At 56.1% G+C, this 25,798-nt stretch carries 29 protein-coding genes, 5 pseudogenes and 1 other annotated feature; of the genes and pseudogenes, 21 read left to right on the top strand and 13 right to left on the bottom strand.

Features of this window, described 5'->3' with window-relative positions; translation table 11 throughout:
• Positions 1-2: 2 nt before the first annotated feature.
• Positions 3-443, bottom strand: coding sequence for a (R)-mandelonitrile lyase (locus tag AC4ANE_RS05170; protein WP_220273505.1), 441 nt, complete (start codon positions 441-443; stop codon positions 3-5).
• A 319-nt stretch (positions 444-762) separates the two neighbouring features.
• Positions 763-1,206: a (R)-mandelonitrile lyase gene (locus AC4ANE_RS05165; protein ID WP_031594965.1), complete on the bottom strand. Its 444-nt coding sequence runs from the start codon at positions 1,204-1,206 to the stop codon at positions 763-765.
• Positions 1,207-1,304: 98 nt separating this feature from the next.
• Between AC4ANE_RS05165 and AC4ANE_RS05160 the strand changes: the two genes are divergently transcribed.
• Entirely contained in the window at positions 1,305-2,195 is an 891-nt protein-coding gene (locus AC4ANE_RS05160) for a LysR family transcriptional regulator (protein WP_031594966.1), read from the top strand.
• Positions 2,196-2,353: 158 nt separating this feature from the next.
• A pseudogene (locus tag AC4ANE_RS05155) lies at positions 2,354-2,493 on the top strand (transcriptional regulator); the annotation flags it as partial.
• A 247-nt stretch (positions 2,494-2,740) separates the two neighbouring features.
• Here the strand turns inward: AC4ANE_RS05155 and AC4ANE_RS05150 are convergent.
• Positions 2,741-3,634, bottom strand: coding sequence for a LysR family transcriptional regulator (locus AC4ANE_RS05150; RefSeq protein ID WP_460408739.1), 894 nt, complete (start codon positions 3,632-3,634; stop codon positions 2,741-2,743).
• A gap of 132 nt (positions 3,635-3,766) precedes the next feature.
• On the opposite strand from AC4ANE_RS05150, the gene AC4ANE_RS05145 reads away from it, so the two are divergent.
• The 3 genes and pseudogenes from AC4ANE_RS05145 to AC4ANE_RS05135 all read left to right on the top strand — a co-directional run.
• Positions 3,767-4,747 (top strand): aldo/keto reductase, encoded by a 981-nt coding sequence (locus AC4ANE_RS05145; RefSeq protein ID WP_002555286.1) that lies wholly within the window; start codon positions 3,767-3,769, stop codon positions 4,745-4,747.
• Positions 4,748-4,834: 87 nt separating this feature from the next.
• Positions 4,835-5,524 carry a carboxymuconolactone decarboxylase family protein gene (locus tag AC4ANE_RS05140; protein WP_002555287.1) on the top strand — a complete coding sequence of 230 codons (690 nt, stop codon included), beginning with the start codon at positions 4,835-4,837 and terminating at the stop codon, positions 5,522-5,524.
• 132 nt (positions 5,525-5,656) lie between these two features.
• Positions 5,657-5,851 (top strand): annotated as a pseudogene (locus AC4ANE_RS05135) (histone-like nucleoid-structuring protein, MvaT/MvaU family); the annotation flags it as partial.
• A gap of 62 nt (positions 5,852-5,913) precedes the next feature.
• Here AC4ANE_RS05135 and AC4ANE_RS05130 read toward each other — a convergent pair.
• A complete protein-coding gene (locus tag AC4ANE_RS05130) occupies positions 5,914-6,204 on the bottom strand; it encodes a hypothetical protein (RefSeq protein WP_460408737.1) in 291 nt (96 codons plus the stop codon).
• Positions 6,205-6,451: 247 nt separating this feature from the next.
• Between AC4ANE_RS05130 and AC4ANE_RS05125 the strand changes: the two genes are divergently transcribed.
• Positions 6,452-6,688 carry a DUF6555 family protein gene (locus tag AC4ANE_RS05125; RefSeq protein WP_080718853.1) on the top strand — a complete coding sequence of 79 codons (237 nt, stop codon included), beginning with the start codon at positions 6,452-6,454 and terminating at the stop codon, positions 6,686-6,688.
• A gap of 59 nt (positions 6,689-6,747) precedes the next feature.
• Positions 6,748-6,993, top strand: a complete 246-nt coding sequence (locus tag AC4ANE_RS05120) for a hypothetical protein (protein WP_002555289.1) — start codon at positions 6,748-6,750, stop codon at positions 6,991-6,993.
• Here the strand turns inward: AC4ANE_RS05120 and AC4ANE_RS05115 are convergent.
• Complete coding sequence (locus AC4ANE_RS05115) at positions 6,970-7,485, bottom strand: Sir2 family NAD-dependent protein deacetylase (protein WP_080718854.1); 516 nt, start codon at positions 7,483-7,485, stop codon at positions 6,970-6,972. The genes AC4ANE_RS05120 and AC4ANE_RS05115 overlap by 24 nt on opposite strands.
• 195 nt (positions 7,486-7,680) lie before the next feature.
• Between AC4ANE_RS05115 and AC4ANE_RS05110 the strand changes: the two genes are divergently transcribed.
• The 5 genes from AC4ANE_RS05110 (at position 7,681) to AC4ANE_RS05090 (ending at position 12,888) form a co-directional block, all read left to right on the top strand.
• Positions 7,681-8,316 carry a hypothetical protein gene (locus AC4ANE_RS05110; RefSeq protein ID WP_002555290.1) on the top strand — a complete coding sequence of 212 codons (636 nt, stop codon included), beginning with the start codon at positions 7,681-7,683 and terminating at the stop codon, positions 8,314-8,316.
• Complete coding sequence (locus AC4ANE_RS05105; protein ID WP_002555291.1) at positions 8,313-9,515, top strand: XRE family transcriptional regulator; 1,203 nt, start codon at positions 8,313-8,315, stop codon at positions 9,513-9,515. The genes AC4ANE_RS05110 and AC4ANE_RS05105 overlap by 4 nt, the downstream gene beginning before the upstream one ends.
• Before the next feature lie 629 nt (positions 9,516-10,144).
• Complete coding sequence (locus tag AC4ANE_RS05100; RefSeq protein WP_044423928.1) at positions 10,145-10,816, top strand: hypothetical protein; 672 nt, start codon at positions 10,145-10,147, stop codon at positions 10,814-10,816.
• Between the two features lie 101 nt (positions 10,817-10,917).
• A complete protein-coding gene (locus AC4ANE_RS05095; protein WP_082301361.1) occupies positions 10,918-11,343 on the top strand; it encodes a hypothetical protein in 426 nt (141 codons plus the stop codon).
• A 322-nt stretch (positions 11,344-11,665) separates the two neighbouring features.
• A protein-coding gene (locus AC4ANE_RS05090; RefSeq protein WP_095178853.1) for an IS3-like element IS51 family transposase occupies positions 11,666-12,888 on the top strand; the annotation gives its coding sequence in 2 pieces (ribosomal slippage) (positions 11,666-11,951 and positions 11,951-12,888; 1,224 coding nt in all).
• Positions 11,944-12,060 (top strand) — a sequence feature (AL1L pseudoknot). Its footprint overlaps the gene before it by 117 nt.
• A 38-nt stretch (positions 12,889-12,926) precedes the next feature.
• On the opposite strand, the pseudogene AC4ANE_RS05085 reads toward AC4ANE_RS05090, so the two are convergent.
• The 4 genes and pseudogenes from AC4ANE_RS05085 to AC4ANE_RS05070 all read right to left on the bottom strand — a co-directional run.
• Positions 12,927-13,280: pseudogene (locus AC4ANE_RS05085) on the bottom strand (hypothetical protein); the annotation flags it as partial.
• A gap of 119 nt (positions 13,281-13,399) precedes the next feature.
• Positions 13,400-14,410: a J domain-containing protein gene (locus AC4ANE_RS05080; protein WP_002555293.1), complete on the bottom strand. Its 1,011-nt coding sequence runs from the start codon at positions 14,408-14,410 to the stop codon at positions 13,400-13,402.
• A gap of 96 nt (positions 14,411-14,506) precedes the next feature.
• On the bottom strand, positions 14,507-15,130 hold the full coding sequence (locus tag AC4ANE_RS05075) for a glutathione S-transferase family protein (RefSeq protein WP_002555294.1): 624 nt from the start codon (positions 15,128-15,130) through the stop codon (positions 14,507-14,509).
• 15 nt (positions 15,131-15,145) lie between these two features.
• Positions 15,146-15,529, bottom strand: coding sequence for a RidA family protein (locus tag AC4ANE_RS05070; RefSeq protein WP_002555295.1), 384 nt, complete (start codon positions 15,527-15,529; stop codon positions 15,146-15,148).
• A gap of 167 nt (positions 15,530-15,696) precedes the next feature.
• On the opposite strand from AC4ANE_RS05070, the gene AC4ANE_RS05065 reads away from it, so the two are divergent.
• Positions 15,697-16,392: a tRNA (adenine(22)-N(1))-methyltransferase gene (locus AC4ANE_RS05065; RefSeq protein ID WP_002555296.1), complete on the top strand. Its 696-nt coding sequence runs from the start codon at positions 15,697-15,699 to the stop codon at positions 16,390-16,392.
• A gap of 239 nt (positions 16,393-16,631) precedes the next feature.
• On the top strand, positions 16,632-17,171 hold the full coding sequence (locus AC4ANE_RS05060) for a DsbA family protein (protein WP_002555297.1): 540 nt from the start codon (positions 16,632-16,634) through the stop codon (positions 17,169-17,171).
• Positions 17,172-17,180: 9 nt separating this feature from the next.
• Here the strand turns inward: AC4ANE_RS05060 and AC4ANE_RS05055 are convergent, their stop codons facing one another.
• Both AC4ANE_RS05055 and AC4ANE_RS05050 read right to left on the bottom strand, forming a co-directional pair.
• Entirely contained in the window at positions 17,181-18,152 is a 972-nt protein-coding gene (locus AC4ANE_RS05055; RefSeq protein WP_002555298.1) for an alpha/beta hydrolase, read from the bottom strand.
• A 74-nt stretch (positions 18,153-18,226) separates the two neighbouring features.
• Complete coding sequence (locus tag AC4ANE_RS05050; protein ID WP_002555299.1) at positions 18,227-19,153, bottom strand: Gfo/Idh/MocA family protein; 927 nt, start codon at positions 19,151-19,153, stop codon at positions 18,227-18,229.
• Positions 19,154-19,335: 182 nt separating this feature from the next.
• Between AC4ANE_RS05050 and AC4ANE_RS05045 the strand changes: the two are divergent.
• The 5 genes and pseudogenes from AC4ANE_RS05045 (at position 19,336) to AC4ANE_RS05025 (ending at position 23,045) form a co-directional block, all read left to right on the top strand.
• Positions 19,336-19,903: pseudogene (locus AC4ANE_RS05045) on the top strand (RNA 2'-phosphotransferase).
• 455 nt (positions 19,904-20,358) lie between these two features.
• A complete protein-coding gene (locus AC4ANE_RS05040; RefSeq protein ID WP_031594972.1) occupies positions 20,359-21,051 on the top strand; it encodes an Abi family protein in 693 nt (230 codons plus the stop codon).
• 89 nt (positions 21,052-21,140) lie between these two features.
• Positions 21,141-21,410 (top strand): annotated as a pseudogene (locus tag AC4ANE_RS05035) (DUF1493 family protein); the annotation flags it as partial.
• 296 nt (positions 21,411-21,706) lie between these two features.
• Positions 21,707-22,126: a hypothetical protein gene (locus AC4ANE_RS05030; protein ID WP_002555302.1), complete on the top strand. Its 420-nt coding sequence runs from the start codon at positions 21,707-21,709 to the stop codon at positions 22,124-22,126.
• A gap of 25 nt (positions 22,127-22,151) precedes the next feature.
• A complete protein-coding gene (locus AC4ANE_RS05025) occupies positions 22,152-23,045 on the top strand; it encodes a cation diffusion facilitator family transporter (protein ID WP_002555303.1) in 894 nt (297 codons plus the stop codon).
• A 6-nt stretch (positions 23,046-23,051) separates the two neighbouring features.
• Here the strand turns inward: AC4ANE_RS05025 and AC4ANE_RS05020 are convergent, their stop codons facing one another.
• Positions 23,052-23,726 carry a DUF6515 family protein gene (locus AC4ANE_RS05020; protein WP_223216206.1) on the bottom strand — a complete coding sequence of 225 codons (675 nt, stop codon included), beginning with the start codon at positions 23,724-23,726 and terminating at the stop codon, positions 23,052-23,054.
• Here AC4ANE_RS05020 and AC4ANE_RS05015 point away from each other — a divergent pair.
• Complete coding sequence (locus AC4ANE_RS05015; RefSeq protein ID WP_369812040.1) at positions 23,718-24,266, top strand: hypothetical protein; 549 nt, start codon at positions 23,718-23,720, stop codon at positions 24,264-24,266. The two genes, AC4ANE_RS05020 and AC4ANE_RS05015, sit on opposite strands and share 9 nt — an antisense overlap.
• A gap of 348 nt (positions 24,267-24,614) precedes the next feature.
• Positions 24,615-25,094: an Lrp/AsnC family transcriptional regulator gene (locus tag AC4ANE_RS05010; RefSeq protein WP_002555305.1), complete on the top strand. Its 480-nt coding sequence runs from the start codon at positions 24,615-24,617 to the stop codon at positions 25,092-25,094.
• Between the two features lie 12 nt (positions 25,095-25,106).
• On the opposite strand, the gene AC4ANE_RS05005 is transcribed toward AC4ANE_RS05010, so the two are convergent.
• Positions 25,107-25,739 (bottom strand): pseudouridine synthase, encoded by a 633-nt coding sequence (locus AC4ANE_RS05005; protein ID WP_002555306.1) that lies wholly within the window; start codon positions 25,737-25,739, stop codon positions 25,107-25,109.
• Between the last annotated feature and the right edge of the window lie 59 nt (positions 25,740-25,798).

Genomic DNA, 25,798 nt, shown 5'->3' with positions numbered 1-25,798 from the left:
AATCAAGGGGCTTTGGCGTAGTCTTCTTCGGACACCTGCTCCAGCCATTGAACCGCGCTGCCATCCAGCAGCTCGGCTATTGCGATGTGGCTCATGCCATTGGTGCGAGTTGCGCCATGCCAGTGCTTAACACCTGGAGGTATCCATACGGTGTCACCAGGACGAATGATTTGAATGGGGTGGCCTGCCTGCTGCACCAAGCCGATCCCACTGGTGACGATGAGTGTCTGGCCTAGAGGATGGGTATGCCATGCGGTGCGTGCACCCGGCTCGAAGGTCACAGTGCCGCCACTCACTCGAGCCCCACCCGTTCCTTGAAATCGTGCGTCGACGCGCGCTGTTCCGGTAAAGAAATCGGGAGGGCCTACAGTCGACGGCTGAGCCCCGGACGGCTGGACTGTGATCGATGAGTCATCTTTGGCTTGGACTACGGGTGCCGCCAGAAAAAATGCGGTAACGATAAGTGCAGCCGAAAAATTGCTGAGTGACCAGTTTCTCAAGGCGGCACCAAGCGTGGCATCAGGCACGGGGTAGTCCTCGGCGGAAAGATGGCTGGGTATGGACAGCACCCGAATGTATCTACCGGTGATACTTCTGATTAGTATCCAAATCCCACATACCCTAATGAGCTGAATTCACCAATGCTTTGGCCAAAAATTGCTAATCAGCTCAGAGGCAGGCCAACCGTGGGAAGGCGCGAACTAGGAGCGCCTATAACCCCGGAGAGAACTAGGCCATCTGCAACAACTTGAAACAATGGAATCAGTCTTTCTGTACCGGCACCGAGAGGTAGGCTTCGTCCGATACGGGCTCCATCCAATCCACTGGCTTTCCATCGAGTGCCTCAGTAACCGCAACATGCTGCATCGATGTCAGATCGGTAGCACCATGCCAATGACGCCGGCCACAGTTGCACCAGATCAAATCTCCTGCACGGATTTCAAACTTTGGGCCGTTTTCGCATTGAGTCCAACCTACGCCATCTGTAACCAAAAGAGTCTGGCCGAGCGGGTGGGTATGCCAGTTAGTGCGGGCGCCAGGCTCAAAATTCACGACAGCCAAGCCAACTCGCGAGGGTGCAGGAGCGTTGAAAATGTGATCTATGCGAACACTGCCAGTGAACCAGTCGGCGGGGCCTTTGATCGCCTTGGCCGAGCCGGCGCGGTGGATCTGCATATCTTCTGAAGCTGTGTCGGACGCGCTCATAACGATCTCCAATTCGTGAATAATTGGGAAATCTAACAGGGCGACATACTGAAGAATATGGGTAGAATGCTTCGATCAAAATGAAGGGCAGCTTCTCAATGGCCACGTATAAGCTCGACGATCTGGCTGTATTTGCCACCGTGGGACAGGAAGGCAACTTCACGAGAGCAGCTGCCAGGTTAGGGGTATCTGCTTCAGCGGTTGGTCAAACAATACGTGGCCTTGAAGAGCGGTTAGGTGTGCGACTGCTCACGCGTACAACCCGAAGCGTCACTCCCACTGAAGCAGGCGATAAGCTCCTGCGCGGCCTGGTTCCATTGCTAGACGAGATCAACGCTCAGGTCGACGCTGCTCTGGAATACAGCGAGAGACCCTCCGGAACCGTTCGAATTTCAGCAGATGAGTTCGCCGCCAGAGCCATACTATGGCCCAGGCTGAAGTCAGTCATGGCCCATTATCCTGAAATCACCATTGAGCTGATCACCGACTACGGTATGACCGACATCGTGGCGGAGCGATTCGATGCTGGGGTACGCCTGGGTGGCACCATCGCAGCTGACATGATCGCCTCACCCATCTCGGGTGAGATGCGAATGGTGACGGTGGCATCCCCAGAATATCTCTCCCGTCATCCCGCCCCCCAAGCTCCGGAAGAACTGACATCCCATAAGTGCATCAATCTGCGGCTGCCAACCCATGGAGGCTTGTATCCTTGGGAATTCAGCAGTCAAGGGCGGGAGTTCCGCGTCCGGGTCGGTGGGCCACTGATTATGAACAGCGTGTACCAAATATTGGATGGATGCCTAGAGGGTATTGGTGCGGCCCAGTTACCCAATGGTCTTGTGGATAGGTACCTTGAGAATGGTGAGCTCATCGAAATATTGGCTGCATGGTCTGAGCCTTTTCAAGGCTACCATCTCTATTATCCGAGCCGCCGACAGCACACTGCCGCGTTCAGGGTTGTATTAGATGCGCTGCGAGCTCGATGATTGGAAACTACCGTTTTTTGACGTGGAAACAACGCAGGTCTATTTACGACTCAGCCGAGAACCTGTCTCAACATCCAGTTTCGATATTCAGATAGGCGCCGAATGGATAGCCAATGCTATATCAGATGCATTTCGCCAACCCAATGTTTGGAGCTCCAATGTCAAAACTCGCTGAATTCCGTCAACACGAACGCCATCTGGCTGAGCAACTCACTGCCTTGGAGGTAATGAAGGGCGATAAAGCCGTGGGCAAGAGATCGAGTTTGAGAGCAAATTGCGCACGCTTCTGGGCGAGTACAAGAGTAAGCGTCCGGCGCACTCACGTTCCAAACCCCAGCAGGGCCCTCCACGTGTCGGTGTAGTAGATCCGAAGCCGTTGCTGCATAAGAAACACTCCTCTTGCTGGGTTACCTTTAGACCGATGCGTCTACCGGTTGAATCCACGGCCAAAAGCAGACATTGATAAGGGTGTGGATCAACTGCTGGAGGTTGTCGGTCACCAATGAGAAAATCGCAACCAATACTGGATTTGACCGCAGAGTCCCCTAAACCTTGTAGCGCAGAGCATTGACCATCAGTGCAAAGGCTGGCAAAGACTGCCTCCGGCTCGGGTAGTAAAGGTGATATCCGGGAAAAGTTGGCGACCAGTCTTCAAGAACACGGATCAACTGACCATCCTCGACATATGCCTGGACAAGATCCTCCGGTGCATATGCCAACCCGTATCCTTGCAGAGCGGCGGCCATTATTTGGGGTGAGTTGCTAAAGATCATCTGGCCAGACACCTGAACATGTAGCGCCTTACCGGCCTTGGAAAACTCCCAGGCATACAAACCACCATGAGTGGGCAAACGCAGGTTCGCACAGTTATGAGTGGTCAGATCTTGGGGGATCTGTGGTTTTGCACGATGAGCAAAGTAACTCGGCGCTCCCACCACAGCCATTCGAAAGTCAGGGGAAATCCTGACTGCGATCATGTCCTTTGCCACTTGATCGCCTATACGCACTCCGGCGTCGAAGCGTTCAGCCACGATATCGATTAACCTGTAGCCGATGTTGATCTCTAGAGTCAGATCGGGATACTCCGGCAGCAACCTAGAGAGTTTCGGCCAGAGAATGGTAGATGCCGCATGGTCGGGCGAGGTGATCCGGATAGTTCCAGCCGGCTTGTCACGCAGCTCTCCTAACGCAGCAATTTCAGTTTCTATCCCCTCGTAGTAGGGCACAAGGCTCACAAGCAATCGCTCGCTGGCTTCGGTGGGCGACGCGCCGCGCGTGGTGCGGGCCAGCAATCGGATACCAAGACGTTCCTCAAGACTGCGAATGCTATGGCTAATAGCGGATTGGGACACCCCCAAATGGGCCGCAGCCTTGGTGAAACTGCGCTCGCGCGCAACGGTGATGAACACCGCAAGGCTGTTGAAATCGTTCTGTGGCATTATGAATTAACCTCATACCGGTTATCGCAGTATGCCACTTCTTGAATGGGTGAGATGTTTATAAAGTCGCTGCATCCCCAATAACCAAACAATTTGTGGCTTGGTTTCCAACACCCACAAAGGAGATGGATGATGCATAAGCGCAAAATCGGCAGCAACGGCCTCGAAGTTTCAGCCATTGGCCTGGGCTGCATGGGCCTGACATTCGGCTATGGCACCGCCACTGACAAAGCGGACGCAATCAAACTCATCCGGGCGGCCTTTGAGCGTGGCGTCACCCACTTCGATTCGGCAGAAGCTTATGGGCAAGTCAACGAAGAAATGGTTGGCGAAGCCGTTCAACCATTTCGCGAGCAGATCGTCATTGCGACAAAATTCGGTTTTAAGGACGGCACTCCCGCCGCAGGGCTGGACAGTCGACCTGAGCGCATCCGCCAGGTGGCGGAAGAATCACTCAAGCGCCTGAAGACCGATTGCATTGACCTGTTTTACCAACACCGCGTCGATCCAAATGTTCCTATGGAAGATGTTGCCGGCGCCGTGCGCGACCTCATCACCGAAGGCAAGGTCAAATACTTTGGCATGTGTGAAGCCGGCGTGGACGCTATCCGTCGCGCCCATGCGGTGCAGCCGCTGTCGGCACTTCAAAGTGAGTATTCGATGTTCACCCGTGAGCCTGAACAGGAAATTATTCCAACCCTCGAAGCGCTCGGGATTGGCTTCATTCCCTTCAGTCCATTGGGCAAGGGTTTTTTGACCGGGAAAATTGATGCCGGCACGACTTTCTCCAACGGTGATGTCCGGAACAATCTGCCTCGTTTTGCTGACGGTGCCCGCGAGGCCAACCACCATCTCGTCACCCTGATCGGTGAAATCGCCCAACGCAAGCAAGCCACCCCCGCCCAGATTGCGCTGGCCTGGCTGCTGGCGCAAAAGCCGTGGATTGCGCCTATACCAGGTACAACCAAGCTGCATCGCCTTGAAGAGAACGTAGGCGGAGCAACCGTGGAATTGACCGTAGAAGACCTTCGCGAACTTGGTGAGGTTCTGGCCAAGGTGCCTGTACAAGGTGAGCGTTACACCGCGCAGATGATGAAAACCATCAACCGTTAATCGTTCTTCAGCGCCTGACGGTGTTTCTTCGGGGGCACCGTCACACTCTCGTTTCCCTCTATCCACCTGCAAGAGCGAGCGACCACTATGAAGTCAGACGAAGCTAACTTCGCCCTACCGGCATTTGCGCGCTACACCCAAGACGTGCTTCTGGAAGAAATATGGCAGCGACCGCAACTGCCGCCCCGGGATCGCAGCATCGTGACTGTTGCCGCCTTGATTGCGCGGCATCAGCCAGCCGAAATGGCTCGCCAATTCAACTTGGCGTTGGACAATGGCGTTACGCCCATCGAACTGGCTGAAGTCATCACTCATTTGGCATTCTATTCAGGCTGGGGCAATGCGACATTGGCGGCGTCCATTGCCAAAGACATCTTTGAGACTCGCGGTATCGCACCAACCGCATCGTCGGATGTAAAGGACAACCTGCTCCCAGTCGATGAAGCCTTTGAGCAGATGCGCGTGGCGGCGGTAGAACAGATGATCGGCCCTGCATTCGACGCGCTCGCAGGCTATACAACTTCGGTACTGTTCCATGACCTGTGGCTGCGCCCGGCACTGACTCCCCGTGACCGCAGCCTGGTCACGGTCGCGGCTCTGGTTGCAGTGGGGCAAGCCCCTCAAATCCCCTTCCATGTGAACAAAGCCATGGACAACGGTCTGACCCAAATTCAGGCTGCCGAAATCATTACGCATCTGGCCTTCTACGCCGGTTGGCCGAACGCAATGTCGGCGGCGGAAATCGCCAAAGGAATATTCGAAACGCGCTCCGAGTAAATCACTTGGCAAATCTGGCGCTGTATGTCGAATGGCCGGACGTGAATCGTTCATTTCGCGCCAGCCAACGGTTCGTCTAAATCCAGGGTAAAAACATGCAAACCACCAAATCCGAAGAGCGGCACATCATCCGTCTCGATCCTAGATCCTCAAGGTGGTTTCAAGCCCGGCAGAACTGTCGCCGCCCCGCAGGTGAAGGGCACTCGTAAGCCTCGTGCTATGAAGCTGTACAAGAACCCGCATTCGGGCGAGGTCGTTGAAACCACAGGCGGGAACCATAAGGTTTTGAAGGAATGGAAAGCTGAGTACGGTTCGGACACTGTGTAGTCCTGGTTGTCCTGATCGCTTAAGCAGGCTCGCCCTGCTTTTTCGAAAAGGAGGCTCTTAGGCTACGCGAGCTTGCGGATACGTTCACAGAACTCTCGGACTTGCTGGGGCGATAGGCATTCTAGGCTGCCGAATTGCTCCAGATGCCGGATCATGGCCTCGTGACTACCAGCTTGCCCGGCAACGATCCGCCGACATGTCTTCTCAAGGATTAACCGAGCCAGCTCAGGATTGTCGACTTTCGAGGCGTCAAACGCTAATGCAACCGCGCTGGCCAAGTCCCCCAGATCAGGATTGACATGGCGTAGTGCCCGCAGGGCGTTGAGCTGGCGAGCGGTGATGGGCAACGACACAAGCCCCCCTATGGGTAGGTGTCAGTGGTGGAGTCGTGGTGCGGAAAAACCCGCAACTGAGGACTTTAATACGAGTTGAGCACCTTGAAAAGGCCTCGCTTGGTGGCTGAGCTTTCACATCGGTGTACTAGCAATTTGCCCATCCCTTCGAGTGCAAAACCCCTCTATCCTGCCGTTTACGCTCAAAATTGAATTATTTTTTTCGGGCGAAATCTGTTATCTCGATCACGGTCTGGGAGCGATATCGATGAACAGCGGACTTTATACAATCGACTATGTCCTTCATGGCGAAGCCAGGAGCTTCGTGATACGCGCTGACAAAATGGGCAACGCGGAAGCTTGGCACTGGGCTAGTTGCGATGCCGGTTTTGGCCATATACCGCGCAGCAATCGCGATCAAACTCGAAGGACATCCAAACCTAGGGCGGAACAGTTTGGAATCACAGATGTGAGATGGCGCAGTGCCGACTCATTGGCCTCGTGAGGATCGGTTCAAGCGCTCATGGGCCATCGAAATGATTTTCGCCAACCCCAAGGATCTACATGTCGCTCATTGAGTTTCTCCAATGGCCTGCGATGGCCATCACCGTACTTGCGGCGTGGTTCATGGGATCCGTCCGAGCCCGTCGACGTGTGATTGCATTCTGGTGTTTCACCGCCGGGAATGCGCTCTGGGTAATATGGGGTGCCAGTCACGAAGCCTATGGCCTTATCACGCTGGAAATTATCCTGGCGCTGATGAACATGCGGGGCTTGAAAAAGAACCTAACTGAAAGCCGAAGCCACTAGCAGATGTAGCTGTTCCGATGCCGTCCCGTGCATAAAGAATTCTCGGCAGCTGATATCGAACTGGATCGGGTTCACGCGCACAACGGTCGCCCCTTTGCCAAGTGCCCGCAAAGGCAGCTCGGCGGCAGGATATACAACACCAGACGTTCTAACTGAAATGAAGACGTCGCATTCCTCCGACGCCGCGAGTGCCATGGCCCATTCGGCCTGAGGCAGCATCTCGCCGAACCAGACAACACCAGGCCGTATCAATCCACCACAAGTCCCGCAACGTGGTGGATCAATCCTAAGCCCTTCCTCAGGTATTGGCAGTGACGGTAAATCATCCAGGTAAGGTGCTGAGCAAGCAATGCAACGTGGGGAATGAAGACTGCCGTGGAGATGGACGACATCCTGACTGCCGGCGCGCTCATGTAAGTCCTCCAAATTCTGCGTGACAACAGTCAGGTGGGGGACATGTTTCGCCAGCTCGGCTACCCACCTAATGTGCAAGCTTTACCCCCGATAGCGCTACCAGCACCTAAGCGAGGTTCCAAGCCCACGCAAAAAACGCATATCCCGCTCGATGGCGTCGACAGGCTTATACCCTAAGAAAATATGTCAGGCCACATCATATTAGCAAAAACCCTTCCCACACGAAATTTTTAAGGTATATAATCTCGTCACCCGAAACCAGAGCATGACTCAATGACCCTAACCCCTGAAGCTATTGCCGCCTTGCTAATCGCCAACGTCTCGCGCGACCTCGTGATGGGTGTCGAAGACGCCTTTGCTGCCGGTGCGCTACAGGCTTACGGGGTGACGAAGGAGGTGAGTAAGCAGCGCAAAACTGCTCTGGGACAAATGCGGCACATCCTGATGAACGAGCGCTTCAGCGACTTGCTGGAGGCATCCAACGCTGAATTGATCTCCCCCCAAGGTAACCGCGTGATCGTGGGCCAGGCTGGAATTCTTAAGTTTGCGCGCTTGAACATGAGCACTGCGAACTGGAATCGACCCACTCGTAGCATCATCCGACGTGAGCTGGCCGAAGCAAATGAGGCCATGAGCCAACTGGTGCAGCCATCCCTTCTTGGGCCTCAGGATGTGACCTCCGGGGCCTTTTTCTTCGTCGCACGTTTCAGCGGTTCACTGCATCATCATCCCGAGACGCCGCTGCAGGTCTATATCGCGGTGCCCACTCCGAAAATGGATGGCTGGCTGTTTCGGGAACCTTTAAGCCAGTTCCTAGATCGCTATGAAGCGGCTCCTAAACAGGCCGACAACGCAAAAGTTAAACTCAAATCGGGCCTCATCGAGCTCGGAGGACAGGAAGAAACATGAGCCGGGGCATTACAGATTTCCAGCCAGGTCGATTGATGCAAGCATTGGCTGCCCGCGCCCTTTCTCAGGTACAGCTTGCTGCCATGGTCGGCGTGTCGCCCGCCACGATCAGCAAGTGGAAATCGGGTCAGCAGGCACCCGAAGCGGAGGCGCTGGAGAGCCTCTCAAAGGTCATCAATGTCAGCCCTGAATGGTTCACTCGCCCTCTTCCCAAGAAAGGATCGCTGCCTCTTTTCAGAAGCAATGCGTCCGCGCATGTCTCCGCAAGGGCGATGCTGGAAGCTCGGCTTGAATGGACGCAGGACATCGTCCTGGCGATGAGCGAATTTGTCGATTTTCCGGACGTTAACCTACCCGTAAGGACGTTCACGGATCCTCAGCAAATTGCCAATTCCGATATCGAGGAAGCGGCCAGCGAGTGCAGAGACCTCTGGAGTCTCGGCCGTCGCGCAATTCCTGATTTGGCATTGGCTGTGGAGGGAGCTGGCGTCATCGTGGTTCGCGAAGAAACCGGTATCGCACCGATCGAAGGACTTTCAGCTTGGAGCCACGAGCTTCAAAGGCCGCTGATCCTGCTTTCCGCCGACAAGGGTAATGGCTTTCGCAGTCGATTTGACCTTGCGCATGAACTCGGTCACCTCATTCTGCACAAGGGTATTGACCGCTCAACCGACCCCGAGCGCTACAAGTTGATGGAGTCGCAGGCTCACCGGTTCGCGGGAGCCTTTCTGCTGCCGGCAGAAACGTTTGCTGCTGATGTCAGGACTCCGGTCACACTGGACAGCCTCCTGTTGCTCAAACAGCGCTGGGGCGTCTCGGTCGCCGCCATGATCATGCGTCTTGAAGCGCTCAAGATCATCGATGCTGATGCGAAGCTGGTTCTGTTCAAACGCAGGTCAGCCCGGTGGGGAGCTAAATCTGAGCCAGGTGATGATGCGCGCGCTCCTGAACAACCTCGCCTTCTCAAGCGTACGATCGAGTTGTTGTCCTCTTCTGGGGTCATGCCGATTGAGTCGGTATCGAGCTATATCGGTTTGGCTGCAAACGATGTCGAAAAGCTTGCTGGGTTGCCGGAGCGTTATCTGTCGGGGAAAGCTTCGGTCTTCCATCTGGCCAAGCTGAAGTCTATGGTCAGCGGGGACTCGTCGATCAAATCTGCCGACAGCGGTGTGGTGCTTCCTTTTAATCGGAGCAGATGATCCTCGTCCGCCGCATCGAAGGGGTTCAATAGCTTGCGCATTTTGCTCAAACTCAGTTCTAGAAGACGGCTGCAGTTGGGAAATGAGCCATCAGCAATCTGGCCAGCACTCGTTGTGCACAGGCCTCCGTCTTTACACGGCTAAACGCTGTTTGGCACTGACGCGTTGCGCCAACCACAGCGGACACGCGTTGTCTGGACTTGGGGCTCTCGCAAACCGTGACAGCTTTTGGGCAGGCTCAAGCGGCGTAGGCGCTCATGACCAAGCCGCTTTACTGTTACCTAGCTGTTAGCCATAAAAAAACTGCTTATCCGTTATTCCTGAGCGGAACCATGTGCTGTCCGTCATAAGGCTCATCTAGGGGTAAGCTTTTATTAACGGGATGGGCTTCTCGGGATTAGCTTCCCAAAGGCCAGTCGTCAGCCCAGGCGTAAAGCGTGACCTGTGGTACCGACTAGTCCTCGGCTCACAGGACAGGAATCATAAGGAAAATATGACTGAGAAAATTCTCAGATTGGCGTGCCCGCCGGAAATGGTTGGGCGACATTCGTTCATACTCAAAAGGCTTATTGACCCCGAAGCTGACTGCCACCCTGGAGCGCACTCGCCCCAAATGTTGGTCTGACGTCATGGACTGGCTACCCGATCACGAAGAGGTCGTTGCAAAGTTTAGTAGTCGCATGTCCTCGTTCTATTCCCACTTCAAAGGTTTTCACGGGTGTCGGCCGGAATCACTGTCGTCCTATTACTCAGATGGGCTGAAGGGCCAAAACGCCGACGCAATCATTGAAAGGTTCCGATTGCTATTTTCTGACGTTCCTCTGGTCGACCTTGAACAAGCCATTCTGGACATGGCTCATCGCGAGTCTAGCGAAAAGGGTAGAATATGGCTCTCGGGAGATGATCGCGAGATGCTCGAAGACTTCGGCCACTACGTTATCAACGGTAGCGAATATCTTTTGGCCTTGGCAGCAAAACTAGGAACCGGTGGCCGTGGCGGAGAAGACTACCGGCTGCGGTTACGTACCATTGGAATTCCGACCATCCTGGAAGTGGACATCCCGATTGACTTGGTTCCGCCCCTGCAGCAGTTAGAGGTAGCAAGAATGCTATTGTCCGAATGGGGGCAGCTTCGGACAAAGACACCACTCGGGATGTCATCTACCCCCTGCTACGTGGTGCGCTCGGATATTCCAAGCGAATGCATCAAGGCACATTACCACCCAGCGAGGATCAGAGACTTCCACCATTATGTACCCACCTATATCAACAAGATCGTGCGATGTGAGCACTGCCTGTGAGCCGAAATCTGACCCGGCATCTATACAAGTAAGTGGGTGGAAGCAAACCTACACAAGCCCTTGCTTAATTACAATTCAATAAGCTTTAAGATATACACGCAATGGATATTGATTTTATAACAGAAGCAGAACGAAAAAGGATGATCGCTGCAGGTTATGCCAGTACAAAACACATTTCACTGGCGTGCGCCTATGTGACTCCACAACATTTGGAGCAAGCAATTGAGCCATTAACATTCAGCTTCTTTGAAGATCACTGTGACGAACGCGCTGCCATTGATTTTTCACAAATCCCAACGCTACACCGAGTAACGCTTTATCGGGCTTTGGAGAACGCGGATGAAGTTCAAGGAATAGGTTTCGGCTTTCCTGGCATGCGGGGGCCAGGGGAGCATAAAGATCAGATCGTACCTATCAATGGCTGTGCGCTACTGCAGCTAGCACGTCACCTGTTGTCCAAGGTTCCTGCCCACGCATTTCCGAAAGGCGAGATTGATACTAAGTTCTCCATTGATCTCGGATTGTGAACGCACCATACATGTGGTCTTTGGCTTTCTTGGAGCTGCTGACGCAAATGCCCACTTGGAACCTTCCGCTCACTTTGGCTCGGCGGCGGTTTCGGGGACGTGGCACCTACCGGGGGTGGGGCTAACTACCAGAATGGTCGGACAGGAGGGTTAGCTTCTCGGTTGGCTGATGGAATTAGGCAAAGGCACGGGGCTGTACGATTTGACAAAATACAGGTTTTTTCGGTGCAGGTGACAAAACGTGAAACTCATCGAAAATCAGCAACCCGACGTGAACCGCCCCGGGTTTCTCGGAGACTCCAACCTTTGAGAGGATGGAGCGATGAAAAAACTACCGAAGTATTCCCCAGAGGTCCGTGAGCGGGCCATCAGGATGGTTTTCGAACACCTTCCTGAGTACGAGTCGCAGTGGGCCACCATCAGTGCCATTGCCCCCAAGATCGGCTGCACGCCCGAGACATTACGGCTGTGGGTTCGCCAATCTGAGCGCAACAGCGGCCAGCGTGATGGGCTGAGCACAGTCGAACGTGAGCGAGTCAAGCTCTTGGAGCGTGAGAACCGTCAGTTGCGTCAAGCTAACGAGATCTTGCGTAAGGCCTCAGCCTATTTTGCCCAGGCGGAGCTCGACCGCCCATTCAAACGATGAAGACGTTTATTGATGAAAACCGCCAGTCTTACGGGGTCGAGCCGATTTGCAAGGTGTTGCCAATCGCCCCGTCGACGTACTACCGGTACGCTGCTCAGCAGGCTGACCCCAGCCAGCAGTCAGCGCGTGCGCAGCGTGACCAGGAACTGGGTGAGCACATCCAGCGAGTCTGGGATGAGCACTTCCAGGTATATGGCGTGCGCAAGGTCTGGCGACAATTGCTGCGTGACGGACTGCAAGTCGCCCGCTGTACGGTGCAACGTCTGATGGGAGAGCTGGGCCTGCAAGGCGTGGTACGCGGCAAGCCCGTCAAGACGACGGTCAGCGACCAAGCCAGGCCGTGCCCGCAGGATCATGTCAACCGTCAGTTTGTGGCTGAGTGCCCGAACGCCCTATGGGTATCGGACTTTACCTACGTCAGTACCTGGCAGGGTTTTGTTTACGTGGCCTTCATCATTGATGTCTTTGCCCGATTCATCGTCGGTTGGAAGGTGTCCAGTTCAGCGCGTACCGATTTTGTACTCGATGCACTGGAGCAAGCCCTTTACGCCCGTCGCCCAGTCAAGCAGGGTGGACTCATTCACCACAGTGACCGTGGCGTGCAGTACGTGTCCATTCGCTATACCGAGCGTCTTGTCGAAGCCGGTATTGAGCCATCGGTCGGGAGTGTCGGTGACTCTTACGACAATGCTTTGGCTGAGACCATCAATGGTCTTTACAAGGCTGAAGTGATTCATCGACGCTCTTGGCCCACACGGGGGGCGGTGGAGCTGGAAACCCTGAAATGGGTGGACTGGTTCAATCACCGCCGCCTGCTGGAGCCAATCGGTCATATTCCACCGGTCGAAGCAGAAGCAATCTATTATCAGCAACTCACCGAGTCTGCCCAGGTGGCATGACTCAAACAAAAGGGTCTCCGAGAAACCCGGGGCGGTTCAACGCCTTCCAGCGCAGGGTCGTCCTGCAAACGACGCGTGAGAATCCCCTCAGTCACCACTTCAATACGCGTCTTCGGACCGACCCGGCTTTCCAGACGAATCCGATAACCCACCGTCTCGCCGACCTTCTCGCCCAGCTCACTGGCCAACCGCTCGGCGGCTGCTCTTGCCGCCAGTCGCCGAGGCTCCAGCATCAGAATGGTCTGCCCGGCCAGCCAGGTTTCCTCAAGCAGCGCGAGCGGCACACGCGTGGTCTTGCCCGCGCCGGGAGGGGCTTCGAGTACGGCTTCATGGCGCGTGGTCAGGGCCTGGCGCAGGGCTGGCAGGACGGCATCGATGGGTAACGAGATCATGGGGGCTCCCGGAGAGATGCGGGGAGTATACCGGGGTGGGGTTGGGGAATCAGGCGGCGTGTTTTAGCTGAACGGCAGTCGCCAGAAAGACTGCCGCAAGCATGCCAGACGTCGAAAAATCAGACCTGGACTTCGTCACCTTTCTCATCAATAAGGCCATTGTCGTATTTCTTGCGCAATTCTGGATCGGACAAAATCTTGAACGCATTTGAAATCACTTTGAAACGCTCAGTCGCCTCAGCCTCCTTACCGACATTCTTATCAGGATGATTCTTCAGCGAGGCTTTCCTGTAGGCCGTTTTGACTGCGGAGAGGTCTGCCGTCATGTCCGAGAGGCCCAAGTGTTCGTACAACGGCTTGACGGGTGGCTTGGCGGGGACGGAATCGCCCACCTTCGAGGAAGCGTCAGCGGCTGGTGTGTTGTGGGGCCGTTGCGTTGACGGCCGCTCAGCGCCTGCATTGGGCTTTGCTTTCGGTGGCGGCGGTGTGCTGTTGGCCTGCGGGCGAGTGCGTGGAGGCGTTTGCGGATGTGCTTGCTGTTGGGCGCTTTCAGGTCTCCAGGATGGGCCCGGTGTGGGTCGTCGTACGCGATCGGTGTTCGACTGACGAATCTCGTTGATCAACTGGTCAGCGATGTCGTTCATCAGCTTGTTCAGCTTCAGGTTGCTGGAGAAGAACGCGTGGTGCGCCTCACAGTTGTCCTTGCCCTGCGCGGGCTCAGGCTTGGCCATCGCGTCGGCCAGCTTCTTGCCCAGAGAGAACAACATCTTGCCTTGGCTGTCGCTGACGCCCAAAAAGCTCATCACGTTATGCATCGACTTGTCGCGCTCCCAGACAACGCTGGCTACGTCGAAGGCAGCTCGTGCCAGATTGAATCGGCCTCCGCCTTCGTGAGTCTCGACATTGGTCACCGGTTCCTTGCCGCGCAATGCGTCCAGGATTACCGCGAGGCCTTTCTGCTGACGCTCGTTGAGCCGGCCTTTCTGCTCCAGCAATGAGCTGTTGACCTGCAACGCCACTTTGCCAGCGATATGGCTAACGACGTTCATCGCGCGATCTATCGTTGGCTTTGTCGAATCGCTGAGCGCTACACGCGCCAACGAAGATGCAATGCTGGTGAGGTTGATCATATGCTTTCCCGGAAACTCATTGTCGTCTTGGTGGCAAGCAACAGGATCTGGTTCCACGGGCGAGTCAATATTCGATGCAGGGCTCGGGTATAAGGCTCACGGCGTTCCGTTTCGGCCGTGCAAGCGGTAGCCGGGACGTTCGCTCAGTCGTTCGTAATAGGCCTTCACTGCCGGGAAGTCCGGATGACTTAACGGGGTTTCAAACCAGCGATTTACTGAAAGGCCCATCGGGATGTCTGCCAGCGAAAACTCGCTGCCGCTAACGTACGCCCCGGTAGCATCAAGCTGTCGATCCAGGATCGCCATGTGTCGGGTCCATTGACGGCATCCGGCAGCCAGCGCGTCAGGGTCTTGATGGGCGACGCTGTGCCTGACCAGCGACATGAAGGCATAACCCCAGGATTTGTTGAGATCTGTGGCCTGCCAGTCGATCCATTGATCCACTCTGGCTCTGGCTATTGCGTCCGCTGGATAGAGATGCACGGCGTTGCTGCGGTTCGCCAGGTACCTGATGATCGTGTTCGACTCCCACAGAACGAAGCCATCGTCCTCAATGACTGGAACCATCGCATTAGGGTTGAGTGCCATGAATTCAGGCGTGTTGGTTTCCCTGAAACCAGAGCCCCAGTCCTGCCGTTTGAACGGGATGTCCAACTCTGCACAGGTCCAGAGCACTTTGCGGACATTGATCGATGAGGCTTTGCCCAGTATCTGTAGCATTCCATCTCCTTATGGTCAGCCCGCCTTGGCCGCCATCGCCGTTACTTCCACGCGCATACCTTCAACCGCCAGCGATGCCACGCCCACTGCTGCGCGCACTGGCCACGGTTTTTTGAAGAAGCGTTTGTACACTTCGTTGAAAGCGGCGCGATCTGCCATGTCGGTCAGGTAGATGGTCAGGTGCATGACGCGGTCCATCGAGCTGCCGGCTCGTTCCAATGCATCTTTCAGGGCCCGCAGGGTGCATTCGCTCTGCTCGGTGATGCCGCCCAGCTCCAGGCTGCCGTCCGGATGGGTCGGGATCTGGGTGCTGACCAGCACGCCGTTGAAGTCGGCGACGTCCGAGGAGATGGAGTCCGCATCGGGATCGGGGGTGAAGATGATGTCTGCGTTTGCCATAAGATCTCTGTTTTGCAAAGGACGGAAAACGCCAAGCCTACGCGAGCGTCAGTTAGGGGTCGAGTCGCGGGCTATGTCGCGGAAAGTTGAAATACGCTGCATTGCTCTACAGAATCGCGCCCGGACCCGGCCGTGCTGCCGGACGCTTGTGCTGAAAGGGGTTGCCGTTGAACGAACAGAGATTGTCCATGCGCCTGGAGCGTGTGGCGACGCACGTACCCGCCGGTGCGCGGCTGGCTGATATCGGCTCGGATCACGGTTATCTGCCGGTGGCGCTGCTGAACCGTGGTGCCATCTCGGCGGCGGTGGCTGGCGAGGTGGCGTTGACGCCGTTCCACGCAGCCGAACGCACCGTGCGCGAGAACGAACTGGAGCAACAGGTCTGCGTGCGTCTGGCCGATGGTCTGGCGGCGATTGAGGCGGAAGACGGGATAACGGCGGTCAGCATGTGCGGCATGGGTGGCGAGACGATCCGCGACATCCTTGAACGTGGCAAAGCGCGCCTGAGCGGTCAGGAACGTCTGATCCTGCAACCCAATGGTGGTGAGCAGCCGTTGCGCCTTTGGCTGATGGAGCATGATTACCGCATCGTCAGCGAAGAAGTGCTGCGGGAAAACCGTTTCGACTACGAAATCATCGTCGCCGAGCGCACCGGGCCCGTGACCTACACCGCCGAGGAACTGTATTTCGGCCCGCTGCAGATGCAGGCGCGCAGCCCGGCATTTCTGCTCAAGTGGCAGCGTTTATTGGGCAAAAAACAGAAAACGCTGAACAACTTCGAAAGGGCACAGAAAGGCGTGAGCGAAGAAAAATGGCGGGAGGTTGCGCAGCAGATTCGCTGGATCAGCGCATTGCTGGCCTGAAAATCGAACTCGTGCACGAACTTGCTCTCAAATCCGCATGATCCACAGTTCAGGCTTTATGGCGCCTTCATCTGGTGGCGTCAAAGTTGCAATGTGACGCGGAGCGTCACGAACTGCATTCCCACGCGGAGCGTGAGGAACGAGAGGTGTTCGCGAGAACGCTTCTGGTGACCATGCTCGGCGCAATGCAATCAGCCCGGCGCGTTTTCTGCACAACCATCGACGGGAGCAACACGACCATGTATTCAGACGTACTTTCCTGGGGCCACGGGCCTCGTCTGTTCGAAGTCTTCCTTGAGCCAACCTGCCCTTTTTCAGTGAAGGCATTCTTCAAGCTCGATGAACTGCTGGCTCAGGCCGGAGAAGACAAAATCACTGTCAAAATCCGCCTGCAATCCCAGCCCTGGCACATGTTTTCGGGCGTTATCGTGCGCTGCATACTCGCGGCTGCAACGCTGGAAGGCGGCAAGGAAAGCGCCAAGGCCGTCATGACAGCGGTTGCCTCGCACCGTGAAGAGTTCGAGTTTGAACATCACGCAAGCGGCCCGAACATGGACGCGACGCCCAATGACATCATCGTGCGTATCGAGCGTTACAGCGGCCTTGCGCTGGCTGACGCATTCGCCAATCCCGAGCTTGAGCACGCCGTGAAATGGCACGCTAAATACGCCCGCCAGAACGGCATACACGTGTCGCCGACCTTCATGATCGACGGTCTTGTGCAGCCGGGCTTGAGCAGTGGCGACCCAGTATCGAAGTGGGTCACGGAGATAGGCTGAGAGGCGAGCTCAACCCAGCGCGTCGATCCGCTCATTGATCCATTCACGGCTGCGCACCAGAGCCTTGCGCGCCAAGGTAGTCGGGAAGTGGATGAAGCCGTGCGGCGACTCGGGCATGAGGTGCATTTCGACCTCTGCCGAGTCGGCCCAGCGCTCGGCCATTTGCAGTGTGTCATCCAGCAGCGGGTCGATCTCTCCAACGAACATCAGTGCAGGCGGAAGGCCAGTCAAATCGCCATACAAAGGCGATAGTGGCGGCTCGCGGCGTTTATCGTCGCTTCGGTCGGGGGTAAGCAAACGCATTGCACCGACCATGCCCGGCCCGTCCAGCACCAGCGTCTCCGGCCCTGCGGTACGCACGCTCTTGGTGCCCGTCAGGTCGTAGACGCCGTAGTACAGGACCGTACCCACTATTCGCTCGAGCAGATCAGGTCGGCTTTTCAATTTCAGAAGCGTGGCTGCGGCAAGATGCCCGCCAGCGGATTCGCCGACCACGATAACCGGCAGGCCGGCAAACTCCTCGCAGTCTTTGCCCAACAGCCAGCAGGCGGCAGAAAAGCAATCTTCCATCAGGCCTTCAATGGGGGTTGTCACCGCCAGCCGGTAATCGACCGAAACCACTGCAACATTGCAGGCGTTGACCATGCCGACGTTGAGCTCATCGTTCATCTGGGCGTTGCCAATCACCCATCCGCCACCGTGAATATCGAACACCACGCCTCTGGGTTTGCCTTTGGGCCTGATGATACGCACGGGGACCGGTACGTTATCCGTGCTGACCGTTCTTTTTTCAATCTGCAGCCCATGCCCTCCCGGTTTGAAAGCGCTGCCAATCTGAGCCGCACGCAATAACGCCTGAATCAACCGGGGTGTAACACGATTGCGAATCTGGAAACGCGGCATTCGCGCGAGGGTTTTATTAAACCGTCGCACTTCTGACAACTCCTGCTCACTGCAAGGCCAAGGCTGTTTTTTGTCCAATTTCTGCTCTCTTGTCAGGCTGACGTGTGCGGGGGCCGACAAAGCGCTTGTCCCCACCTGTACCTGAGAGGCTCTTAGTCGTAGAACGGTTCAACGGATGCCCGACTGCCCACGAAAAAACTGTCCGCGACCAGCCGCAACGGTTGCAGGTCCAAATCACTGGCCTTGTTGCCGATCAACTGTTGGAAGTGTTGATACACCGCCGCGTACTCGCCTTCCTCCGAAACCGTCTGGCGCACGCCATCGATACTCAACAGTGCGCCGCCGTTATCCAGGCGCAAGGTGCCTTCGGCGCAACGAATCTCGATGCTCCAGAGTTCGTCATGACCGTGATCGAAGTCGAACTCGGCATGAATATCGAGGTGGCGCGTGTCGGACATCTTGATAGAAGCGGCAATTGGCGACTGGCAGTTGCTCGGCACGCGCAGTTCGGCAGATTCGACGAACAATGGAAGTGGCAGCAGGTGAGTCACTATCGACAGGGCGTTGATACCCGGATCGAACACACCCAGGCCACCGGGCTGCCAGATCCACGCCTGCCCAGGGTGCCATTTGCGCACATCTTCCCTCCAGTCGATCTGGACACTTTGCAGAGTACGGGTGGACAACCACTCACGCGCCGCTTCGATACCCTGCGCGTAACGCGAATGCCAGGCGAACAGACCACTGACGCCCTGCTCCGACACGTGCTCCACCAACGCCATCGCCTCACCCAGCGTCGCACATGGCGGTTTCTCGACCAGCACGTGTTTGCCTGCCGCCAACGCCTCTTGCACCAGAGCAAAGCGGCCTTGCGGGGGCGTACAGAACGCAATAGCGTCAACCTGCACTCCACTCTCGAGCAACTCGCCCAGCGACTTGAAGTTCTCCACCCCGGCACACGGCTGCCCTTGCGTAGCGACAGCCACCAGCTCAAATGCGGGGTTGGCGTGGATGGCAGGGACGTGTTGATCCTGCGCAATCTTGCCGTAGCCCACCAGACCGAGACGAATCGGTTGCATACATGACTCCTGAGTTTTTGTAATTATCGTGGGCACAGTAAACCAGATGTTAATAGTGGGCGGTAAGGGGACACTGGCAAAGCGGGAGTGTTTTCGGTCAAAGACCGTCTGATGAGAGCATGGAAGCCGTTTAACGTTTGTCTTTAGACTTGGCGCACACCCAAATGAAAAAGTGCACGTCCTTGAACAAAAAGCAACGTGACGAAATCAGCAAATTGCTCAGCTACCTGCTGCGCCACGCCCCCGAATCAATGGGCCTGACCTTGGACCGCGACGGCTGGAGTGATGTCGATGATCTGATCCGGAAAGCAAACGCGCATGGCCATGCTTTCGACCGCCAGGCATTGAATGAAGTGGTTGAGACCAACGAGAAAAAACGCTTCACGCTATCCGAAGATGACCAGCGCATTCGTGCAGCACAGGGCCACAGCACCGTTCAGGTTCAAGTGCAGCACGCCGAAAAGGAACCGCCAGCTACGCTTTATCATGGCACCGCAAGTCGCTTCATGACCTCCATCGAGACACAGGGGCTGATCGCAGGCAGTCGGCATCATGTTCATCTGACTGAGGATCCAGATGACCGCAATGAGCGTCGGCAAACGATACGGGCAACCGGTGCTTCTTGCCGTTGACGCGAAGGGTATGTTTGAAGCCGGGGTACGGTTTTTTCAGGCAGATAACGGGATTTGGTTGGTGAAAGCGGTGAGTCGAGATTCACTCACAGTCCTGCATTTGCCCATACCTGAATAGCCGCGCAGTACAGGTGATTGTGAGCAGGCAAGAACCAGAGCCGAGCGTCGGAAACGATACCCGCCGTTACCAAACTGCGAAAACGAGGAGGCCCCGCAAGCGGGGCCACAACTTAACCTAGTCTCATCACCGTTTCTTGTGGCACGGGAGTGGAGTTTCCAGGGCAGCGACGTAAATTTACCACACTACGAGACAACGTCAACTCCCAAGATAGGATTTGAAAGCGCCTGACCTACCTATCGCGATCAGAACGAGCACCTTAGGCTGCTTGCCCAACTCCAGCACACGCCAAGACAGGGCTCACTTCGCTTTCTCGCTCGCGCCTCGATAATTTGTCTTAAAGCCATCCAGATACAGCTATGGGCTTCTAAGAGAAATCCTTGACGTGTACCCTTTCGGTTTTGGCCCAAGGAATGCCTACCGGCCATCATTACACTCAGGAGCAGTGAGTCGCTATGGTTTGGCAAACGCTGGAGGCGAAGCTTTCTACGCCAAGGATGTCCCGCTACCTGAAAGGCAACCGAGGCAAGGACCGAGCCGCAGAGGCTTACGTCCACAATATGAAAATTGCCGAGTCTCTCGTTTCAGTTTTTCATGTTCTTGAGGTAGCTGTGCGTAACGGAATTCAGAAAGAAATGGCCTTGGAGTACGGCCGGGATGACTGGTACGAAGAATGGAATGGTACTGGCAATGCAAATTTCCAGAAACTTTATGACAAGATTTCAGAGGCCAAGAATGAGCTTCGTAATCGAAGGGTTGAGCTTACGCCAGACAACATCGTAGCCGAGCTAAGCTTCGGCTTCTGGACGTCTCTATTCAACCAGGCGACCATCATCAACCTGTCAAAACCGCTAATGCGGGTTTTCTATTTCTGCCCTAAAAGCATGCGACAACCCGACAACATTCGCACTCGCCTGAACAAGGGACGTGACCTGCGGAACCGTTGCTTCCACCATGAGCCGCTTTTGTGGCAACCGCTCTATGAACTGCATAGAGATGTATCTGAAGTCATCAAGTGGATCGAACCTGGATTACATGCATGGATAAAGATCCACGATCGAGTACCTGCCACACTCGGCGACTGGATAAAGTGGCGAGACTCACCGGAGCCAGCTCAAGCTGAGAGCATTATCGGCAGCAACGAATAAGCAGAGTGTAAGCGGCATTCCAAGAAGTGCTTATCCAGCAGCTGATCTGAAAATCGCTTGGTAGATGTTACCAAACGGAATGATGACATTTCATGGAGGACTTCTTTGATCACTTCAATGTGGGTCAGGGCGATTACGACCACTGTCGATACTTCAAACCGGAAGGTACAGATATTTTTATGCTGTTCCGAGCCAAAGACAGGCGCGCCAAAACGCCTCTGACACTGGGAATTCTGTACGAAGCGACCAGAATGAAGGTATGGAATTGCCAGACGCTAGAGGAAATGACGTTTAGCTCAATGCCTACTTACGGTCGTACCGAAGATACACCGGTTAAAATATTTGAGATCAAAACCCGGCAACCTGCGTCCTTATACAGTATGGGTTGCTTGCGGATGCCGAGCCTTGGCACGACGAAAGGCGCTCTCCCGGACACCTCTCGTTCCCATGCCACCTAGCTCATATTCATACACAAGTCCCCATGACGCCGGGAAACGTGGCTCAAGCCAATATGATGACCGTTACTACGCGTGGTAACGCAGAGCTGCAGCACGAAATCAACATTCATCAACCGCAGAACCACGCCATCACTCAATAGTCTTAGCCTTGCAGCCATTGCCTTGTATAGTTGCCCTCTTCATCTCAGGAGCTTTCCATGCGCATTCCTTCTCGCTTGATCGGTGGCGTTCTGGTCGCCACGTTGCTGACTCAGATTTCTGCCTGCGGCAGTATTTTCTATCCTGACCGTCGCGGTCAGATTGATGGCAAGGTTGACCCGGCCATTGCGGCGCTGGATGCTTTTGCGCTGCTGTTCTATATCGTTCCCGGGGTGATTGCGTTTGCAGTGGACTTCGCGACGGGCGCGATCTATTACGCACCCGGCGAGCATGCGCAGATCGATCCGCAGAAGCTGCAAAAGGCGATCAAGGCTGACGGCAGCGTCGACAACACCAAGCTGCAAGCCATCATTGAAACCGAGCTGGGCCGTTCCCTGCCACTGAACGACCCACGCCTGATTCAGCACAAAGGCAGCGTGGAACAACTGGCAGCCTTGGGCCTGGTCCCGGCAGCCTGATATCGATACGGTTCAAGGAAGCGTCATGAGCACCACTGCCGAACATTCCCGACTGCTGCGTCTGGCGACGCGGGCCTCGCTGGCGGTTGCCGTGACGCTGATCCTGGCCAAGGGCGTTGCCTGGTGGCTCAGTGGTTCAGTGAGCCTGTTGGCCGGCCTTACCGATTCGTTGCTTGATGGCGCGGCCTCGTTCCTCAATCTGCTGGCGGTGCATTACGCGTTGCGCCCAGCCGATGAGGATCATCGCTATGGTCATGGCAAGGCGGAAGCGCTGTCGGGTATGGCGCAGGCGCTGTTCATCACCGTCAGTGGCGTGCTGATCGCTGTTCAGGCGGTCGAACGCATCCAGAACCCGGAGCCGCTGGGCGCGCCGCTGTTGGGTATGGTGGTGATGGTGATTTCCATCGCACTGACGCTCGCACTGCTCACCTTGCAATACCGGGTGATCAAGGCGACAGGCTCGGCGGCCATCCGTGCCGACTCGCTGCACTACCGTTCCGACTTGCTGCTGAACGCCAGTATTCTGGTGGCGCTGACCCTTGCCTATTTCGGCTGGCAACAGCTGGACGCGTATTTTGGTCTGGGCATCGCGCTGTACATCTTGTGGAGCGCTTTGCAGATCGCCCGCGAGACAGTGTCGGTGTTGATGGATGAAGAATTGCCCGCCGATGTCAGCACGCGCATGCTGGCGCTGGCGTGCGACGTGCCTGGCGTGCTTGGGGCGCATGATCTGCGTACACGGATATCCGGCAATCACTGGTTTGTGCAGCTACATCTGGAGTTGCCGGGCACACTGACCCTGTCGGTCGCCCATGCGCTCTGCGACAAGGTCGCCGATGCTATTCACGAGCAATTCCCGAAGGCCGAAGTGCTGGTGCACGCCGACCCTCAGGAAGTCGTCAAGCAGGCCAATGTCTGATCAGCGTCAATTGACGCTGACGTTGTAGCCACGCCCTGCCAGACAGTCACCCATCGAGCGACGATAGGCATCCACCAAGTCCGGCGGCGGCTGGCCGCTGACATTGGCCGGGTCGAAGCCGCTCTGCTGCGCGGCCTGCAAATAGCACTGATAGTGATCCAGTTCGACCTGTTGCGGACTCTGGCCATTGGCAGGGTAGGCAACCGGGTCGTAGCCATTGACCTGCTGTCCAGCAGGGGCCTGATACACCGCCTCGTTCTGCGGCGGGTTGACCACTACGTAGTCCTGACTGTCAGGCTGGTAGGCATAATAAGTACCGGCTGCCAGAAACAGCAGACTGCTGCCGATCCACACTTCCTGCGAGTAGGACGGTAGTCTGCTGACACGTACCCCGTAAGGCGGTGTCACCACGACATAACGCGGGCCTTGCGGGCGATACCAGTAACCACCCGAGTAGTAATAGTCCTGACCACGATAGGGAATACGCGAGTAGCCACCCGGTACGCGATCTATCGCATAGCCAGGCCGATATTGCGGGCCTGGCCCCCAGCCATTGCCACGCCCGTCGGGACGCCCTTCCCAACGGTCATTGAGGCGACCGTTACCGGCCTGCCAGTTGCGGTTGTTGCCACGCGGGATGTCCTGATAGTAGCCCTGACGCGGCTGCTGGGTTTGCCACACCTCTCCAGGACCACCCTGGATCGGCAGGTTGTTCTGGCTTTGGCGCAACTGCTGGCGCTGCTGGTTTTGCTGCTGCTGAATCTGACGCTGCTGATCACGTTGTTGCTGATCGATCTGCTGTTGCTGCTGACGCTCGACGTTGCGCTGCTGGATCTGCTGTTGCTGGATCTGCTGCTGTTGCTGGCGCTCAACCTGACGCTGCTGGTTCTGCTGTTCCTGAATCTGACGTTGCTGATTGATCTGCTGCTGGTTGATCTGTTGTTGCTGCTGACGCTCGACCTGGCGCTGCTGATTCTGCTGCTGTTGGATCTGACGCTGCTGATTATTCTGTTCCTGGAAGCGCTGCTGTTGTTGCTGACGCTGCTGCCCGTTTTCGCCAGAGCTGTTGTACAACTGATTGCGCGGCGAATCATCACGTTCGTCGGCCAATGCCTGAGCGCTGATGCTCAGACACAACAGACTCACACCCGCAAACTGCCAGATGCCAGATTTCATGCTTTCCTCACTAGAGCGCGGGTTGACGTCATTAAGACTGTTTAAGCGTAGCGCCGTTCTGCGCACTTTATCAGCAGACAAAGAAAAGGGGACCAAATGGCCCCCTTGAGATACTTCGCCCTGGCGCAACGCTTTTGACGTTGGCTCACCTCATGCCGTCTTCTGGACAGTATGTAGCCCGGGGGCCTGGCACACCCTGTTGGGTGGGAGGCCGCGACTGGCCTGATTCGGCGAGTCGCGCTGGACGCTGTGTCCGGGCAGTGATTCTGGTTAAAAGAATAGGCCTGAGGCTAAGGCAGAGGATTGCTAATATTGCGGATTAAAACATTACTTGCGCAATTTTTGACTTCAGATGAATAATCCAGCGCAATTGAATTGATAAAGGGGTGCATCGTGAGCAAGCTCGACAGATACGACCTGAGCATTTTGGCTGAATTGCAACGTGACGCACGCATATCCAACCAGGAATTGGCCGAACGCATCGGTCTGTCACCCTCACCCTGCTCGCGCCGGGTCAAGCAACTGGAGGACGACGGTTACATCGTGCGCCAGGTGGCCCTGCTGGATCGCAAGAAACTTGGCCTGAACCTCACCGCCTACGTGCTGATCGGCATGGACCGGCATACGCCCGAGCGATTCGAGAATTTCGAGCAGCAAATCCGTAACCTGCCTCAGGTTCTGGAATGCAGCCTGGTGACCGGCATGGACGCAGACTACCAACTGAAAGTGGTGGTGCCGGACATGGATCACTACCAGAAACTGCTACTGGGCCATCTGACGCGGATCGAGGGCGTGACCAGCGTCAAGTCCAGCTTTGTGCTCAATCAGGTGCTGGCCAGCACCGAAATGCCGCTGACTCACTTGCGCAACTAAGCCCGCTCGACCTCACAGCTTTGCGGCGACTTCCCGGTATTGGCCCTGATCCAGCCCATCCAGCGTCCAGTCGCCAATTCTGACCCGCACCAGCCGCAGGGTCGGCAAGCCGACGGCAGCAGTCATGCGCCGCACCTGCCGATTACGCCCTTCCTTGATCACCAGTTCCAGCCAGCTGGTCGGCACGCTCTTGCGAAAGCGCACAGGCGGGTTGCGCGGCCACAGTTGCGGTTCATCGAGCTGCCGCGCCTCGGCGGGCAAGGTCGGGCCGTCGTTGAGCTGGACACCGTCGCGCAACTGCTGCAACTGCTCATCGGTCGGCTCACCCTCGACCTGCACCCAGTAGGTCTTGGCCAGTTTGTGTTTCGGGTCGGCGATGCGCGCCTGCAACTGGCCGTCGTTGGTCAGCAGCAACAAGCCTTCACTGTCGCGATCCAGTCGTCCGGCCGGATAAATGCCGGGGATCTTGATGAAGTCCTTGAGCGTGGCGCGCCCTCCTTCGTCACTGAATTGAGTTAGCACATCGAATGGCTTGTTGAAGAGGAACAGCTTCGGCTCGGCCGTTGGCGCTTTGGCGACACGCCGGGCAGCGCCTGCCGGGTTGGAGGCAGGACGGCGGGAAACGGGGCGTTGGGTGCGGGACATGGGAATTAGGCAATCAAAAAACAGAAAGGGCCACTTTAGTGGCCCTTCGTGCAAATACC

It is taken from the genome of Pseudomonas sp. Pme6b (genome assembly GCF_058129925.1).
Note: the sequence above shows the minus strand (reverse complement) of the source record. Positions and strands in the feature narration are given on the sequence as shown.